At 48.1% G+C, this 15,623-nt stretch carries 17 protein-coding genes and 1 riboswitch; of the genes, 11 read left to right on the top strand and 6 right to left on the bottom strand.

Going from position 1 to position 15,623, the window contains the following annotated elements; all coding sequences use genetic code 11:
• Positions 1-94, bottom strand: a 94-nt coding sequence (locus tag HEN21_RS23475; RefSeq protein ID WP_171848160.1) for a class I tRNA ligase family protein, incomplete at its 3' end; no start/stop codon positions are given.
• Positions 95-226: 132 nt separating this feature from the next.
• Here HEN21_RS23475 and apbC point away from each other — a divergent pair.
• The 6 genes from apbC to HEN21_RS18965 all read left to right on the top strand — a co-directional run bounded on the left by apbC (position 227) and on the right by HEN21_RS18965 (position 7,017).
• Positions 227-1,336 (top strand): iron-sulfur cluster carrier protein ApbC, encoded by a 1,110-nt coding sequence (apbC, locus tag HEN21_RS18990; RefSeq protein WP_001005449.1) that lies wholly within the window; start codon positions 227-229, stop codon positions 1,334-1,336.
• Positions 1,337-1,599: 263 nt separating this feature from the next.
• Positions 1,600-1,878 carry a DUF2574 family protein gene (locus HEN21_RS18985; RefSeq protein ID WP_032155902.1) on the top strand — a complete coding sequence of 93 codons (279 nt, stop codon included), beginning with the start codon at positions 1,600-1,602 and terminating at the stop codon, positions 1,876-1,878.
• A gap of 291 nt (positions 1,879-2,169) precedes the next feature.
• Positions 2,170-2,712 (top strand): fimbrial protein, encoded by a 543-nt coding sequence (locus HEN21_RS18980; RefSeq protein ID WP_000682825.1) that lies wholly within the window; start codon positions 2,170-2,172, stop codon positions 2,710-2,712.
• Between the two features lie 84 nt (positions 2,713-2,796).
• On the top strand, positions 2,797-3,471 hold the full coding sequence (locus HEN21_RS18975) for a fimbria/pilus periplasmic chaperone (RefSeq protein ID WP_176252657.1): 675 nt from the start codon (positions 2,797-2,799) through the stop codon (positions 3,469-3,471).
• A gap of 15 nt (positions 3,472-3,486) precedes the next feature.
• Positions 3,487-5,967: a fimbrial biogenesis outer membrane usher protein gene (locus HEN21_RS18970; protein ID WP_176252658.1), complete on the top strand. Its 2,481-nt coding sequence runs from the start codon at positions 3,487-3,489 to the stop codon at positions 5,965-5,967.
• A 15-nt stretch (positions 5,968-5,982) separates the two neighbouring features.
• On the top strand, positions 5,983-7,017 hold the full coding sequence (locus HEN21_RS18965) for a putative fimbrial-like adhesin protein (RefSeq protein ID WP_176252659.1): 1,035 nt from the start codon (positions 5,983-5,985) through the stop codon (positions 7,015-7,017).
• Positions 7,018-7,098: 81 nt separating this feature from the next.
• On the opposite strand, the gene rcnB is transcribed toward HEN21_RS18965, so the two are convergent.
• Positions 7,099-7,437 (bottom strand): Ni(II)/Co(II) efflux transporter accessory subunit RcnB, encoded by a 339-nt coding sequence (rcnB, locus tag HEN21_RS18960; RefSeq protein ID WP_000155512.1) that lies wholly within the window; start codon positions 7,435-7,437, stop codon positions 7,099-7,101.
• 218 nt (positions 7,438-7,655) lie between these two features.
• On the bottom strand, positions 7,656-8,477 hold the full coding sequence (locus HEN21_RS18955; protein WP_021551036.1) for a nickel/cobalt efflux protein RcnA: 822 nt from the start codon (positions 8,475-8,477) through the stop codon (positions 7,656-7,658).
• 120 nt (positions 8,478-8,597) lie between these two features.
• On the opposite strand from HEN21_RS18955, the gene rcnR reads away from it, so the two are divergent.
• The 5 genes from rcnR to HEN21_RS18930 all read left to right on the top strand — a co-directional run bounded on the left by rcnR (position 8,598) and on the right by HEN21_RS18930 (position 12,360).
• Positions 8,598-8,870, top strand: a complete 273-nt coding sequence (rcnR, locus tag HEN21_RS18950) for a Ni(II)/Co(II)-binding transcriptional repressor RcnR (protein ID WP_000019944.1) — start codon at positions 8,598-8,600, stop codon at positions 8,868-8,870.
• A 91-nt stretch (positions 8,871-8,961) separates the two neighbouring features.
• Positions 8,962-9,058: riboswitch (TPP riboswitch) on the top strand.
• A gap of 34 nt (positions 9,059-9,092) precedes the next feature.
• Entirely contained in the window at positions 9,093-9,881 is a 789-nt protein-coding gene (gene thiM / locus HEN21_RS18945) for a hydroxyethylthiazole kinase (RefSeq protein WP_176242637.1), read from the top strand.
• Positions 9,878-10,678 carry a bifunctional hydroxymethylpyrimidine kinase/phosphomethylpyrimidine kinase gene (gene thiD, locus HEN21_RS18940; protein WP_000822265.1) on the top strand — a complete coding sequence of 267 codons (801 nt, stop codon included), beginning with the start codon at positions 9,878-9,880 and terminating at the stop codon, positions 10,676-10,678. Before thiM ends, thiD begins: the two co-directional genes overlap by 4 nt.
• Positions 10,679-10,743: 65 nt before the next feature.
• Positions 10,744-11,562: a glycoside hydrolase family 25 protein gene (locus HEN21_RS18935; protein ID WP_176252660.1), complete on the top strand. Its 819-nt coding sequence runs from the start codon at positions 10,744-10,746 to the stop codon at positions 11,560-11,562.
• 51 nt (positions 11,563-11,613) lie between these two features.
• Positions 11,614-12,360, top strand: a complete 747-nt coding sequence (locus HEN21_RS18930) for a GntR family transcriptional regulator (RefSeq protein WP_000434024.1) — start codon at positions 11,614-11,616, stop codon at positions 12,358-12,360.
• Here the strand turns inward: HEN21_RS18930 and HEN21_RS18925 are convergent.
• Genes HEN21_RS18925 through HEN21_RS18915 form a run of 3 tightly spaced genes read right to left on the bottom strand, consistent with a single transcriptional unit; the run spans position 12,334 to position 15,574 of the window.
• A complete protein-coding gene (locus HEN21_RS18925; protein WP_176252661.1) occupies positions 12,334-13,299 on the bottom strand; it encodes a carbohydrate kinase family protein in 966 nt (321 codons plus the stop codon). The genes HEN21_RS18930 and HEN21_RS18925 overlap by 27 nt on opposite strands.
• On the bottom strand, positions 13,296-14,300 hold the full coding sequence (locus HEN21_RS18920; RefSeq protein ID WP_176242631.1) for an ADP-ribosylglycohydrolase family protein: 1,005 nt from the start codon (positions 14,298-14,300) through the stop codon (positions 13,296-13,298). Before HEN21_RS18920 ends, HEN21_RS18925 begins: the two co-directional genes overlap by 4 nt.
• Positions 14,297-15,574 carry a nucleoside permease gene (locus HEN21_RS18915; RefSeq protein WP_000858513.1) on the bottom strand — a complete coding sequence of 426 codons (1,278 nt, stop codon included), beginning with the start codon at positions 15,572-15,574 and terminating at the stop codon, positions 14,297-14,299. The genes HEN21_RS18920 and HEN21_RS18915 overlap by 4 nt, the downstream gene beginning before the upstream one ends.
• Positions 15,575-15,623: the final 49 nt, after the last annotated feature.

Genomic DNA, 15,623 nt, shown 5'->3' with positions numbered 1-15,623 from the left:
CCTGGATGTGCTCCAGCATATGGCCGAGGTGGATTGAGCCGTTAGCGTACGGCAGTGCGCACGTCACCAGAATTTTCTTCGCGACTTGAGTCATAGTAGGCATTACTTCTTAGTAGTGAAAAGGGGTTAGATAGTACCAAATGGGAAAATGTTAAGTAAGTACTTATCTATTTTCTTCAGGTAAACTATTTAGCTGATGGTTTATCTATATAAATAAGGAGTCGGGATGAACGAACAATCCCAGGCCAAATCACCAGAAGCCTTGCGCGCAATGGTCGCCGGGACACTGGCTAATTTTCAGCACCCAACCCTGAAGCATAACCTTACCACGCTGAAAGCGTTGCATCATGTCGCCTGGATGGACGACACCCTGCATGTGGAGCTGGTTATGCCGTTCGTCTGGCATAGCGCGTTCGAAGAGTTAAAAGAGCAATGTAGCGCCGAATTGTTGCGTATCACCGGGGCAAAAGCTATCGACTGGAAACTGTCGCATAATATTGCCACCCTGAAACGCGTTAAAAATCAGCCGGGAATTAACGGCGTGAAGAACATTATCGCGGTCAGTTCCGGCAAAGGCGGCGTGGGTAAATCCTCCACGGCGGTAAACCTGGCGCTGGCGCTGGCGGCGGAAGGCGCGAAAGTCGGTATTCTGGATGCCGACATTTATGGTCCGTCTATCCCAACCATGCTGGGGGCAGAAAATCAGCGTCCGACCTCGCCGGACGGGACTCACATGGCACCGATTATGTCTCATGGCCTGGCAACCAATTCAATTGGTTATCTGGTCACTGACGACAACGCGATGGTGTGGCGTGGCCCGATGGCGAGCAAGGCGTTAATGCAGATGTTGCAGGAAACTTTGTGGCCGGATCTCGACTATCTGGTGCTCGACATGCCGCCAGGCACCGGTGACATTCAATTGACACTAGCGCAAAACATTCCAGTAACCGGCGCAGTAGTGGTCACCACGCCGCAGGACATCGCGTTGATCGACGCGAAAAAAGGCATTGTGATGTTCGAGAAAGTCGAAGTTCCGGTGCTCGGTATTGTCGAGAACATGAGCGTCCATATTTGCAGTAACTGTGGTCATCATGAGCCGATTTTCGGCACTGGCGGTGCAGAGAAACTGGCCGAGAAATATCACACGCAGTTGCTGGGGCAGATGCCATTACACATCTCCTTACGTGAAGATCTCGATAAAGGCACGCCAACGGTTATCAGTCGTCCGGAAAGTGAATTTACCACTATCTACCGCCAGCTGGCTGACCGCGTGGCTGCCCAGCTCTACTGGCAGGGTGAAGTCATTCCTGGCGAGATTTCCTTCCGCGCGGTCTAACGCGTATTAACCTTTCTGGTCATTCCTTATACACCGCAGCAATAATATATTGATGCGGTGTATTTATTTTTGTGGCTTTAAATGAACACTTTTTTAATGCTGCAAATATTCAGCGGATCTTAGTCCTAAACTGTACAAAGTAGATTGATCGTACAGGTAAAGCCTCTTTATCATCCTTCGTGGCTGTGTAGTGGATGTACAGCTATAGTTTGTTATGCACTCAATCTATCCAGGCATAACCTTTACTACAGGGATAACGTTCAATGAATAAGTATTGGCTGTCAGGAATTATTTTTCTCGCTTATGGATTGGCGTCACCCGCGTTCTCATCAGATACTGCCACATTAACTATCAATGGCAGGATCAGCCCCCCGACATGCAGTATGGATATTGTTAATAGCCAACTCCAACAGCATTGCGGTCAGGTATCGCAAAGCGTTGATACCCGGCATCGGATTTCTTCGCCGGTAAAAGGCGTTACTACAGAGCTGGTAGCGGGCAACGATAGCAAACGTCGAATCGTATTAAATCGCTACGATTAATCAGGCAACACTGTTTTAATCATATTTTGAAAGCTCAAATCACTCTTATGAATGATTTGAGCTTTTTTATATATTTGAAGAATGTGGTTAACAATAAATTATATCAATTAATAGATGTGGTAAATATTTAACTTTCTTAAGTATTTGTTGTAATTATATTGCAATAGTTAATTTGTTTTAAATCAATAAAACAATGTGTTTACATTGCGGCAACTTTCTGTGTGTGAGAAATTTGTTTCCACGAGATACAGACTCTTAACAACCAAAATAAATTCTATTAAGGAACCTATTATGAAACATTCAATTATTGCTGCCGCTGTCTTTTCTTCTTTTTTCATGAGTGCTGGCGTATTTGCTGCAGACGTTGATACCGGAACTTTAACCATTAAGGGGAATATTGCAGAGTCTCCGTGTAAATTTGAAGCGGGTGGTGATTCAGTAAGTATTAATATGCCAACCGTACCAACCACTGTCTTTGAAGGTAAAGCGAAATATTCTACCTATGATGATGCCGTCGGTGTAACCAGTAGCATGTTAAAAATTAGCTGTCCGAAAGAAGTAGCTGGTGTAAAACTCTCGTTGATCACCAATGATAAAATAACCGGAAATGATAAGGCTATAGCCAGTAGTAACGATACCGTGGGTTATTATCTCTATTTAGGTGATAACAGTGATGTACTGGATGTTTCAGCGCCTTTTAATATTGAAAGCTATAAAACAGCGGATGGTCAATATGCGATTCCGTTTAAAGCGAAATACCTGAAACTGACAGAAAGCTCAGTGCAATCAGGTGATGTGGTATCTTCTTTAGTTATGCGTGTGGCTCAGGATTAATAATTAAATAAATTTGCAAGTTTCTCCAGGCAATAAACATGGCCGCTATCCCCATGGCGGCCTTTTAATTCAAGGGGCATTAAGATGAAAGGATTATTACCTTTACTCATTTTTTCTATGGGCATTCCCGCCCATGCCGGAATTGTCATCTACGGGACGCGAATTATTTACCCGGCAGAAAAAAAAGAAGTGATGGTGCAGTTGATGAATCAGGGAAATCGCTCTTCGCTGCTGCAGGCGTGGATTGATGATGGCGACACGTCGCTGCCACCAGAAAAAATTCAGGTTCCTTTCATGTTAACGCCGCCAGTGGCAAAAATAGGAGCAAATTCCGGGCAGCAAGTAAAAATTAAAATTATGCCGAATAAGCTGCCTACTAATAAGGAGAGTATTTTTTATCTGAATGTTCTGGATATTCCACCAAATAGTCCAGAGCAAGAAGGCAAGAATGCACTGAAGTTTGCGATGCAAAACAGAATCAAATTGTTTTACCGACCGTCGGGTATTGCTCCGGTAAATAAAGCAACGTTTAAGAAATTGCTGGTAAATCGTAGCGGCAATGGACTGGTGATAAAAAATGATTCACCGAACTGGGTGACTATTTCCGATGTAAAAGCGAACAATGTCAAAGTCAATTATGAAACCATCATGATTGCGCCATTAGAAAGCCAGAGTGTTAACGTCAAAACTAATAATACGAATAACTGGCATTTGACCATTATTGATGATGATGGCAACTATATTAGCGACAAAATTTAATTGCAGGAGCTGCCTATGTTGAGAATAACCCCACTCGCATCAGCAATCGTTGTGTTATTGCTCGGCATTGAAGTTCATGCAGCAGAAGAAACCTTTGATACCCATTTTATGATGGGCGGAATGAAAGACCAACAGGTTGCTCATATTCGCCTGGATGATAATCAACCTTTACCGGGTCAGTATGACGTCGATATTTATGTCAATAAGCAATGGCGTGGAAAATACGAGGTTATCGTTAAGGATAATCCCGAAGAAACATGCCTGGCGAGAGAAATTATAAAGCGGTTAGGTATTAATACCGATAACTTCGCCAGTGGCAGTCAATGTTTAACATTAGAGCAACTTGTTCAGGGCGGGAGCTATGCCTGGGATATCGGTGTTTTTCGTTTAGATTTCAGCGTTCCGCAAGCCTGGGTTGATGAACTGGAAAGTGGTTATGTTCCGCCGGAAAACTGGGAACGGGGTATTAATGCTTTTTATACCTCTTATTATATGAGCCAGTATTACAGCGACTATAAAGCGTCGGGTAATAGTAAGAGTAGTTATATTCGTTTTAACAGTGGATTAAATCTGCTGGGGTGGCAACTGCATTCTGATGCCAGTTTCAGCAAAACGGATAACAATCCTGGGGAGTGGAAAAGCAATACCCTATATCTGGAACGCGGATTTGCACAAATTCTCGGCACGCTGCGTGTTGGTGATATGTACACCTCAAGCGATATTTTTGACTCTGTTCGCTTTAGCGGCGTGCGACTGTTTCGCGATATGCAGATGTTGCCTGACTCGAAGCAAAATTTTACCCCACGGGTGCAGGGGATTGCGCAGAGCAACGCGCTGGTAACTATTGAACAAAACGGTTTTGTCGTTTACCAGAAGGAGGTTCCGCCAGGCCCGTTTTCGATTACTGATCTGCAGTTAGCGGGTGGTGGAGCGGATCTTGATGTTAGTGTGAAAGAGGCTGACGGTTCGGTTACCACGTATCTGGTGCCTTATTCGGCGGTGCCAAATATGTTGCAACCGGGCGTGTCGAAATATGATTTTGCGGCGGGTCGTAGCCATATTGAAGGAGCAAATAAGCAAAGCGATTTTGTTCAGGTCGATTACCAGTATGGCTTTAATAATTTATTAACGCTGTATGGCGGCACGATGATTGCCAATAATTACTACGCGTTTACTCTTGGGACTGGCTGGAATACACGCATTGGCGCAATTTCTGTCGATGCAACAAAATCTCATAGTAAGCAAGATAATGGCGATGTTTTTGACGGACAAAGTTATCAGATAGCCTACAACAAATTTGTGACTCAAACATCGACGCGTTTTGGCCTGGCAGCCTGGCGTTATTCTTCGCGCGATTACCGGACGTTTAACGATTATGTCTGGGCAAATAATAAAGATAATTATCGTCGCGATAAAAATGATGTCTATGATATTGCCGATTATTACCAGAATGATTTTGGCCGTAAAAATAGCTTCTCTGCCAATATGAGCCAGTCATTGCCCGAAGGCTGGGGTTCTGTGTCATTAAGTACGTTATGGCGAGATTACTGGGGGCGTAGCGGCAGCAGTAAAGATTATCAGTTGAGTTACTCCAATAACTTGCAACGGATAAGCTATACCCTCGCAGCAAGTCAGGCGTATGACGAGAATCATCATGAAGAGAAACGCTTTAATATTTTTATCTCGATTCCCTTTGACTGGGGTGATGACGTCACGACACCACGGCGGCAAATATATATGTCTAACTCAACGACGTTTGATGATCAGGGTATTGCCTCAAACAATACAGGAATATCGGGAACTGTTGGGAGCCGCGATCAGTTTAACTATGGTGTCAACCTGAGTCATCAGCATCAGGGAAATGAAACGACAGCTGGTGCAAATTTAACCTGGAACGCGCCGATGGCGACAGTGAATGGTAGTTATAGTCAGTCCAGCACGTATAGGCAGGCTGGAGCCAGTATTTCAGGGGGCGTTATCGCCTGGTCTGGCGGTGTGAATCTGGCAAACCGTCTTTCTGAAACGTTTGCTGTGATGTATGCACCAGGAATTAAAGATGCCTACGTGAATGGACAAAAATATCGCACGACAAATCATAATGGGGTGGTGGTATACGACGGAATGACCTCTTATCGGGAAAATCACCTGATGCTGGATGTGTCGCAAAGCGATAGCGAAACAGAATTACGCGGTAACCGGAAAATTGCCGCCCCTTATCGCGGTGCGGTCGTGCTGGTTAATTTTGATACCGATCAGCGCAAGCCCTGGTTTATAAAAGCGTTAAGAGCGGATGGACAACCATTAACGTTTGGTTATGAAGTCAATGATATCCATGGTCATAATATTGGCGTTGTCGGTCAGGGAAGTCAGCTTTTTATACGCACCAATGAAATTCCGCCATCAGTTAATGTGGCTATTGATAAACAACAAGGGCTTTCATGCACAATCACCTTCGGTAAACAGATTGATGAAAGTAGAACTTATATTTGCCAATAAGCATCGGGTAACTTTATGAGAATTAATATAGTGTTATTTATATTCATGATGATGGTTATACCTGCGAGCTATGCGGCATGTTATGGAGAGTTGTCAGCGCAGCATAATTTGGTTGTTCAGGGGGATTTTGCGCTAACTCAAACACAAACGGCGACATATGAACATAATTTTAATGATTCGTCATGCGTGAGTACGAATACTATTACCCCCATGAGTCCTTCGGATATTATTGTTGGGCTTTATAACGATACCATTAAATTAAATTTACATTTTGAATGGACTAACAAAAGCAGCATCACATTATCAAATAACCAGACCAGTTTCACCAGTGGTTATTCAGTAACGGTGACATCGGCAGCCAGTAACGCGAAAGTGAATGTTTCTGCGGGGGGCGGCGGAGCAGTGATGATTAATGGTGTCGCGACATTATCCAGTGCTTCATCAACAACGCGTGGGAGTGCCGCAGTACAATTTTTACTGTGTTTGTTAGGAGGAAAGTCGTGGGATGCATGTGTGAATAGCTACAGAAATGCATTGGCACAGAATGCAGGTGTCTATTCCTTTAATCTGGCATTGTCATACAACCCGATAACAACGACCTGCAAACCTGATGATTTATTAATTACTTTAGAGAGTATTCCCGTTTCACAGTTACCAGCCACAGGTAACAAAACAACAATAAATAGCAAGAAAGGGGATATTATTCTGCGTTGTAAAAATTTATTAGGTCAACAAAATCAAACATCACGGAAAATGCAGGTGTATTTATCAAGTTCTGACTTGTTAACCAGCAGTAACACGATACTGAAAGGTGCGGAAGATAATGGCGTAGGATTTATTCTTGAAAGTAATGGTTCGCCAGTCACACTTTTAAATATCACTGACAGTAGTACAGGATATACAAATTTAAAGGAAATTGCGGCTAAGTCAAAAATTACAGATACAACGGTCTCAATTCCAATAACAGCCAGTTACTATGTTTATGATAAAAACAAAATTAAATCTGGCGCACTGGAGGCTACCGCATTAATCAACGTGAAATATGACTAATAACAAGTAAGACGAGCAAGTGGCTAATAATAAAAAATAACAAGGTGTCTGCATTTCCCCCTCATGATGAGGGGGCTTTTTTTAGCGATGGTAAAATATTTCGCCGTCGTAGGCTTTAATGATTTTACCGTCAGTGTCGTTGATCAACACATATGCGCCCCCCATATAGGTCCAGTGGGTTCCGGCGTCAGGCGCAGGCAGGTTACGCAACTGCCACTGCTTAATATTGTACTCATCGGTGCGGTACATCTCTGGAACGGTATCGCCTGGTTTGAAATGCTTGAAGTCAGCGATGAAACTGCTCAACTCATACTTTGAAATTCCAGAGGCATTGGTCGAACCCGCAGTGGCCGGTGCGGCCCACGCTACGCTGGTTGCCAGCAACAGCGCACCCAACAATAACTTATTTCTTATGGTCATATACTCTCCACGTTGGGGATCAGTAAAATCAGTCGCATATCTTTCCTGTCATACAATATAACCGACAAGCGATATTTTGTTAGTGATCCCATGATTTCGTAAAAAGTGTAAATGAAAGGATGCTGTAAAAGCATCCTCATCGGGCGAAGAGTCAGCGGAAATAGCTGATTTAAGAATCATCCTGGGTTGAAGATAACATGCAAGCCCAAAGGATTGAGTTATCGGATTATGCCCATAACGCCATGCACGCCTATATACACTCCGACTAAGCCAATTAACAGGCTGGAAAAATAGGGGGCTTTTTTGGCGAGTGTGTTAAAGCCGCTCCAGCGTTTTGCCACTTGCTGGACACTGATTGCCGCGCCAACGCCCACGGTGACCAGCGTTAGCGCGAGGCCAATACTGAAGCTAACGACCAGAGTTGCTCCCAGAGTGAGGGCTTTCAGTTGAATACAAATCAGCAGCACAGTTATCGCTGCAGGGCAGGGGATCAGTCCGCCAGTCAAGCCAAACAGTAAAATCTGCCAGTTCGTGACTTCCCTGCCATCAAAGCGTCGTTTAATGTCATTTGCGTGAGCCAGCTCATGGGCGTCCTGATATTCGACATTCTCGCCATGTTCGTGATGGTGATGATGTTCGTGATCATGGTCATGATGGTGGTGCTCGTGATCATGCCCGTGCATATTCTCAAGCCAGTTTCGTTCACCGCGCCATGTGCGCCAGAACATCCATAATGCGGTGCCGAGAATGATGACCGCAGAAATTAACTGTAGCCACGGTTCCGCCGACTGCGCAGTAAAGCGTTTGCTGATCACCATCCCGCCAAAGGCAATCAACCAGACTACCGCAGTATGCGAAATGGTTGCTGCCAGTCCAAGCATTACCGCCTGTTTAATCGTACCTTTAATGGCGATGATAAACGCCGCCATCATCGTTTTTGAGTGCCCTGGCTCCAGGCCATGAAGCGCACCAAGTAAGATGGCGCTGGGAATAAAAAACCAGGCGTTTCCTTGCTGAAGAAGAGTGGTAAATTCAGTCATGATAATAATTCTTAGTATTAAATGGATGCAGAGATTCTACTCCCCCCCAGTACATGATACTACCCCCCAGTAGATTAATAGTGCTATGATTTTTCATTATCTTGTTAACCAGGTGTTGCCATGTCTCATACCATCCGCGATAAACAGAAACTGAAAGCGCGTGCCAGTAAGATTCAGGGCCAGGTCGTTGCGCTCAAGAAAATGCTCGATGAACCGCATGAATGCGCTGCCGTTCTACAACAGATTGCCGCCATTCGTGGTGCGGTAAACGGCCTGATGCGGGAAGTGATTAAAGGGCATCTGACGGAACACATTGTTCACCAGGGTGATGAACTAAAGCGTGAAGAAGACCTGGATGTTGTCCTTAAGGTGCTGGATTCTTATATAAAATAGTTCCGTAACGTTATTGTAATACTGCCGTTTTTCCTCGTTTACAACGCGCGCGCCGGACATTAACATCCTCCTTTGCGATCCATCATCGCAACCAAACGACTCGGGGTGCCCTTCTGCGTGAAGGCTGAGAAATACCCGTATCACCTGATCTGGATAATGCCAGCGTAGGGAAGTCACGGACCACCAGGTCATTGCTTCTTCACGTTATGGCAGGAGCAAACTATGCAAGTCGACCTGCTGAGTTCCGCGCAATCTGCGCACACGTTACACCTTTTTCACCAACATTCCCCTCTTGTGCACTGCATGACCAACGATGTGGTGCAAACCTTTACTGCTAATACCTTGCTGGCGCTTGGTGCATCGCCAGCGATGGTTATCGAAACCGAAGAGGCCAGTCAGTTTGCGGCCATCGCCAGTGCGTTGCTGATTAACGTTGGCACACTGACGCAGCCACGCGCACAGGCGATGCGTGCCGCCGTTGAGCAAGCAAAAAGCTCTCAAACACCCTGGACGCTTGATCCAGTAGCGGTTGGTGCACTCGATTATCGCCGCCGTTTTTGTCTGGAACTCCTGTCTCATAAACCAAGCGCCATACGCGGTAATGCTTCGGAAATCATGGCATTAGCAGGCATTGCCAATGGTGGTCGTGGTGTAGATACTACTGACGCCGCCGCCAACGCGTTGCCCGCCGCACAAACTCTGGCAAATGAAACCGGCGCAATCGTCGTGGTCACTGGCGACGTGGATTATGTTACCGATGGTTGTCGCACCGTTGGCATTCATGGCGGTGACCCGTTAATGACCAGAGTAGTAGGAACTGGCTGCGCATTATCGGCAGTTGTTGCTGCCTGTTGTGCATTACCAGGCGATCAGTTGAAAAATGTCGCATCTGCCTGTCACTGGATGAAACAAGCGGGAGAACGCGCAGTCATCAGAAGCAAAGGGCCGGGCAGTTTCGTCCCACATTTCCTTGATGCGCTCTGGCTGCTGACGCAGGAGGTGCAGGCATGAAACGGATTAACGCTCTGACGATAGCCGGTACTGACCCGAGCGGCGGCGCGGGGATTCAGGCCGATCTTAAAACCTTTTCGGCACTTGGCGCTTATGGCTGTTCGGTAATCACCGCGCTGGTGGCGCAAAATACCCGTGGCGTACAGTCGGTGTATCGCATTGAGCCTGATTTTGTCGCTGCACAGCTCGATTCGGTGTTCAGCGATGTGCGAATCGACACCACCAAAATCGGCATGTTGGCAGAAACCGATATCGTTGAAGCGGTAGCAGAACGGCTGCAACGTTATCAGATCCAAAACGTGGTGCTGGATACCGTCATGCTGGCGAAAAGCGGCGACCCTCTGCTTTCACCTTCGGCGGTAGCCACGCTGCGTAGTCGATTATTGCCACAGGTTTCATTAATTACTCCGAACTTGCCGGAAGCAGCCGCTTTGCTCGATGCGCCACACGCGCGTAATGAACAGGAAATGCTGGAGCAGGGACGTGAATTATTGGCGATGGGCTGTGGCGCTGTGCTGATGAAAGGCGGTCATCTGGATGATGAACAAAGCCCGGACTGGCTGTTTACTCGCGACGGCGAACAACGCTTTGCTGCGCCGCGTATTATGACCAAAAACACCCACGGCACCGGTTGTACGCTCTCTGCGGCACTGGCGGCGTTGCGCCCGCGTCATACAAACTGGGCTGATACCGTTCAGGAAGCAAAAAGCTGGCTGTCGGCAGCGTTAGCCCAGGCAGACTCACTGGAAGTCGGCCACGGAATTGGTCCGGTTCACCACTTCCACGCCTGGTGGTGAGCACCGTACTATAGCTGCTTTGGTTATTGTCAGCTTTTTTGCGCTGAAATTCAGGGATGAAACTAATGCAGCTAAAAATCGTCAGTCGCAAAAAATTCACCGCTTTGTTATGCGCTCTGGGGCTAATTTCCATCGTTGCGATTTATCCCCGCCAGACGGTGAATTTTTTCTATTCCACAGCAATTCAGATCAAAGACTACATTCACTTTTACGGTTATCGCCCGGTCAAATCTTTTGCTATTCGCATTCCTGCCAGTTACACCATTCACGGAATAGATGTTTCACGCTGGCAGGAGCGGATCGACTGGCAGCGGGTGGAAAAAATGCGCGATAACGGTATCCGCTTACAATTTGCCTTTATTAAGGCGACGGAAGGCGAAAAGCTGGTGGATCCCTATTTTTCGCGTAACTGGCGTCAAAGCCGCGAAAATGGCCTACTGCGCGGGGCGTATCACTATTTTTCTCCGTCGGTAGCTGCGCCGGTTCAGGCGCGATTATTTCTGCAAACGGTGGATTTTACACAAGATGATTTTCCTGCGGTGCTGGACGTAGAAGAGCGGGGAAAATTATCAGCAAAAGAATTACGCAAGCGGGTCAGTCAGTGGTTAAAAATGGTTGAAAGGAGCACGGGCAAAAAGCCGATTATTTATGCTGGTGCGACGTTTTATCACACTAATCTGGCGGGATATTTCAATGAATATCCGTGGTGGGTGGCTCACTATTATCAACGTCGCCCGGACAATGACGGCCTGGCCTGGCGTTTCTGGCAGCATTCCGACCGTGGACAGGTGGATGGCATTAATGGTCCGGTAGATTTTAATGTGTTTAATGGCACGGGGGAGGAGTTGCAGGCATTCGTTCATGGGATTAAAGAAACGCCTTAAATAAGAAGCAGTGATATACTCCCACCAGACTCCCCGGCAGGAAAAAGACAAATGGAACAAGCGCATACCCAGCTTATCGCCCAACTGAACGAACGTATTTTAGCGGCTGACAACACGCCGCTTTATATTAAGTTTGCCGAAACGGTAAAAAATGCCGTGCGCAGCGGGGTGCTGGAGCATGGCAATATTTTGCCCGGCGAACGCGATTTAAGTCAGTTAACCGGCGTTTCGCGCATTACGGTGCGCAAGGCGATGCAGGCGCTGGAAGAAGAGGGTGTGGTGACGCGTTCGCGTGGTTACGGCACGCAGATCAACAACATTTTCGAATACTCGTTAAAAGAAGCGCGAGGCTTTTCGCAGCAGGTGGTGTTGCGCGGTAAAAAGCCCGACACGCTGTGGGTTAACAAGCGAGTGGTAGAGTGCCCCGAAGACGTCGCGCAGCAGCTGGCGGTTGAAGCAGGAAGTGATGTCTTCTTGCTTAAGCGCATTCGCTACGTGGATGAAGAAGCGGTATCGATTGAGGAGTCGTGGGTTCCTGCGCATTTAATTCATGATGTTGATGCCATCGGTATTTCTCTTTATGACTACTTTCGCAGTCAGCATATTTTTCCAAAGCGTACCCGTTCCCGCGTTAGCGCCCGAATGCCGGATGCCGAGTTTCAGTCACATATTCAGTTAGATAGCAAAATACCGGTGCTGGTGATCAAGCAAGTGGCGCTTGACCAACAGCAACGGCCAATTGAATACAGCATCAGTCACTGTCGCAGCGATCTATATGTTTTTGTGTGCGAGGAGTAGTTCCTCGCGCGTTGGCGCGCAATCACCGCCGCGATGTCCGACAACCCACGACGCCACCGCATTACCCAGCAACACTGCATCTGCCAGTAACAGACCGGATGCCAGCCCGGCAAGTACGCCACCTGCATGGCTATCACCTGCACCAATCGTATCAACGACTTGCGTTGGAAATGCCGGAACACAGCCTGATGCGTTGTCGCTGAAATACCAGGCACCTTCTTTATCCAGACGAACGATCAATGGCGCGGCAAATTTCTCCTGCCACTGCTTGCCAGTCGTTGTTATATCTGCGGATAAACGAAAACGTTCGGCAGCAATTTCAGCCTCCTGGCGATTAAGCGACACCAGCGGTCGACAAGCCATGATGCGCGCAAGTAATGCATCCGGGATATCGCCAATACGAGGGCCAAAATCAATAAACGGCGTCACGTCTTGCAGTCCCTCCAGCCAATCCACCAACAATTCGCCGCAAGGCGAGGCCAGTTGATAACCAGAAAAATAGAGCAGGCTACCAGGTGTAACGGTTAGTCGCGCCAGCCACTGGTGATTCCACTGATTTTCCACGCCGCTGAACGACATAAAAGTGCGTTCGCCATCCGGCTCAACCAGCGCCAGACACCAGCCGTTATCGCCTTTGGCATTATCGATCAGGCTGATTAATCCCTCTTTTGCCATTCGGTTGCGAATAATCTCCGCCCACCCCCCCTGACCGAGCGGCAAGGCGTTACCCGCTTCGATACCGAGACGCTTTAACGCCACGGCAATGTTCAACGCACAGCCGCCAACATTTACGCTCTGCTGTTTCAGTTCGATATCGCACCCGCGCCAGGGCAGGGCGTAAGCGTCGGCGATCACATCAATGACCGCCGCGCCAATTACCATAACCGGCTGACGCGTCGTTAATTGTGGCAGCAGCGTGTGTAACCGAGCGCCGCTCATACCGCCTCCCGTTGTTGGCGATACTTCGCCAGCGCCGTGGCGTAACGGTTGAAATCAAGCTGATTTACCGCATCCAGCTCTGCCTTTAATGCCGGATCGATAGCATTAACGCCATGCAACGCGCCACAAATCGCCGTTGCCATCGCGCCGATGGTGTCAGTGTCGCCGCCAAGATTGGCGCACAGGACGGCGCAGCGGTTAGGATCGGTTTGTGCCAGTTCAACCAGCGCAATGGCGCACGGAACGGACTCGATAGTGCTGGTGCCCGCGCCAACCACCTGGTAAAGCTGTTCGCTGGCGGATTCGGTGCCGTTGGCGTGACGAACAATCTTCAGCGCAATCTCCAGACGCGCTGCCAGTGAGGCGCTGAACGTAGTGATGCGTTTTTGCTGAGCATGTCGCGCAATCGAAGGCAGCGAATCGACAATCGCTGACCAGCTTTCTCCGTCAATGGCACGAGAAATCGCCCATGCGATGACTACCGCGCCTGCAACCGCCAGATCGGATTTGTGGGTCGGGCTGGACGCCAGCGCCACATCATCAATAAAGGAATCAACATCGCGCGCCGGAAGCAAACAACCCAATGGCGAGACGCGCATCGCGGCACCGTTGGTCACGCCATTGTTTTCCAGTTCGGCAACGGGTTTACCGTCGCGAATGGCGTTAAGCGCAATTTTTGAGGTCGGGCCAAGCACGTTTTTGTTGAAGGCGTCGAAACGCAGCGCCCAGTCGAGAATATTACGCCCAATCAAATCCGGGTCGATCTCACCTTTACGTTCCAGCAGCGCATCCGCCAGACACAGCGCCATCGAGGTGTCGTCAGTAAATTCGGCGCGGTTAAAATAACAGGCCGCGTTATTCTCCTTTGGTCCAGGCAGAAATCGGTCAATCCAGCCAAAGTGCGCTTTGACGCGGGAACGAGGCCAAAGCTCGGAGGGCATCCCCATCGCATCCCCTAACGCCTGCCCGTAAAGAGCACCGAGAATACGTTCTGTTTTCATTTTGCTTCCTCTTGTGTCAACGCAATATCGCGATCATCGACTTTGATAGCCGTAATTTCGTTGTCGGATTCGCGGAAAAAAATCATGAACAGCACGGCGATAATGGCAATCATCACCGCGCCGAAAGTCCACATTCCAGCCCAGTTGAAAGTCAGGCCGTTTACCGGCTCCTGATAAGCGAACATCTTTTCCATCATCACGCCGCCAAGACGATAACCGAGCAAACTGCCGAAGCCCTGGCAGCAGAGCGTGATCAGCCCCTGCGCGGCGGTACGCATATGCACGGGAGCTTTTTTATCGACATAGATGTAGGCAGTAACGTAGTAAAAATCGTAACTTACGCCGTGCAACAAAATGCCGAGGAACAGTAACGCGTAGGTGAAATATTCATCCGCACTGCCGTAAATAAAGAAGCCATAGCGAATTGCGGCAGTGACCAGACCAAGCAATAATACCTTTTTGATACCAAAGCGTTTGGTGAAAAACGGCAATGCCAGCATAAAGAAGATTTCAGAGAACTGGCCGAGCGTCATCCAGCCGGTGGCGTTTTTCATGCCGACTTCGGTCAGATAACCGTTGGCAAAGATGTAATAGAATGCCAGCGGCATCGCAAACAGGAACGAACAGAAGAAAAAGACGAGGAAGTTTTTATCGCGTAGCAGGATCAGCGCATCCAGGCCGAGCATGACTTTAATGTCCATTTTGCCAGTGCTTTTTGGCGGCGTGTCGGGCAGGAAAAACGCAAACACACCGAGCAGAGCAGAACTTGCGGCGGTAATCAGCAGTGGAATATTGGTCGGTGAAATATCGGCATAACCCAGCATTTGCGGCAAGAATCCACATGCCAGACCGGAGGCAATCCAGCCGATAGTGCCCATCACCCGAATGCGCGGGAAATCACGCTCCACATCCGGCACGTTGGCAAAGGCGATACTGTTAGTCAGCGCAATGGTCGGCATATAGGTTAGCGAGTAGGCCAGCAGTAACGGGAAGAACCCGGCAAAAGTGGTTTGCTGTGCAGCGAAGTACATCAGCACTGCGCCAGCGAACATCAATACAGCCAGCACTTTTTGCGCTGAGAAAAAGCGGTCTGTGATGGAGCCAACCAGAATCGGCGACAGGATCGCCGCAATGGCGGTACAGGCATACGACCAGCCAATCTCTCCGGCACTAAAACCACTTTTACTTAACCACAACCACAATGGCACAAACCACGCGCCCCAGATAAACCATTCAACAAACATCATGAACGACAGCTTTGCTGTTGTTTTCATCTATTAATTCCTTCATGACAGGTAATGTAAGGTACGCGCTGACAATACC

It is taken from the genome of Escherichia sp. 93.1518 (assembly GCF_013368915.2).
GTDB lineage: Bacteria > Pseudomonadota > Gammaproteobacteria > Enterobacterales > Enterobacteriaceae > Escherichia > Escherichia ruysiae.
This window is presented reverse-complemented; position numbering and strand designations above follow the sequence as displayed.

Bases quoted from the DNA above. Each gene is read 5' to 3' on its own strand.
- apbC (WP_001005449.1), top strand. From the start codon at position 227: ATGAACGAACAATCCCAGGCCAAATCACCAGAAGCCTTGCGCGCAATG.
- HEN21_RS18985 (WP_032155902.1), top strand. From the start codon at position 1,600: ATGAATAAGTATTGGCTGTCAGGAATTATTTTTCTCGCTTATGGATTG.
- HEN21_RS18980 (WP_000682825.1), top strand. From the start codon at position 2,170: ATGAAACATTCAATTATTGCTGCCGCTGTCTTTTCTTCTTTTTTCATG.
- HEN21_RS18975 (WP_176252657.1), top strand. From the start codon at position 2,797: ATGAAAGGATTATTACCTTTACTCATTTTTTCTATGGGCATTCCCGCC.
- HEN21_RS18970 (WP_176252658.1), top strand. From the start codon at position 3,487: ATGTTGAGAATAACCCCACTCGCATCAGCAATCGTTGTGTTATTGCTC.
- HEN21_RS18965 (WP_176252659.1), top strand. From the start codon at position 5,983: ATGAGAATTAATATAGTGTTATTTATATTCATGATGATGGTTATACCT.
- rcnB (WP_000155512.1), bottom strand. From the start codon at position 7,437: ATGACCATAAGAAATAAGTTATTGTTGGGTGCGCTGTTGCTGGCAACC.
- HEN21_RS18955 (WP_021551036.1), bottom strand. From the start codon at position 8,477: ATGACTGAATTTACCACTCTTCTTCAGCAAGGAAACGCCTGGTTTTTT.
- rcnR (WP_000019944.1), top strand. From the start codon at position 8,598: ATGTCTCATACCATCCGCGATAAACAGAAACTGAAAGCGCGTGCCAGT.
- thiM (WP_176242637.1), top strand. From the start codon at position 9,093: ATGCAAGTCGACCTGCTGAGTTCCGCGCAATCTGCGCACACGTTACAC.
- thiD (WP_000822265.1), top strand. From the start codon at position 9,878: ATGAAACGGATTAACGCTCTGACGATAGCCGGTACTGACCCGAGCGGC.
- HEN21_RS18935 (WP_176252660.1), top strand. From the start codon at position 10,744: ATGCAGCTAAAAATCGTCAGTCGCAAAAAATTCACCGCTTTGTTATGC.
- HEN21_RS18930 (WP_000434024.1), top strand. From the start codon at position 11,614: ATGGAACAAGCGCATACCCAGCTTATCGCCCAACTGAACGAACGTATT.
- HEN21_RS18925 (WP_176252661.1), bottom strand. From the start codon at position 13,299: ATGAGCGGCGCTCGGTTACACACGCTGCTGCCACAATTAACGACGCGT.
- HEN21_RS18920 (WP_176242631.1), bottom strand. From the start codon at position 14,300: ATGAAAACAGAACGTATTCTCGGTGCTCTTTACGGGCAGGCGTTAGGG.
- HEN21_RS18915 (WP_000858513.1), bottom strand. From the start codon at position 15,574: ATGAAAACAACAGCAAAGCTGTCGTTCATGATGTTTGTTGAATGGTTT.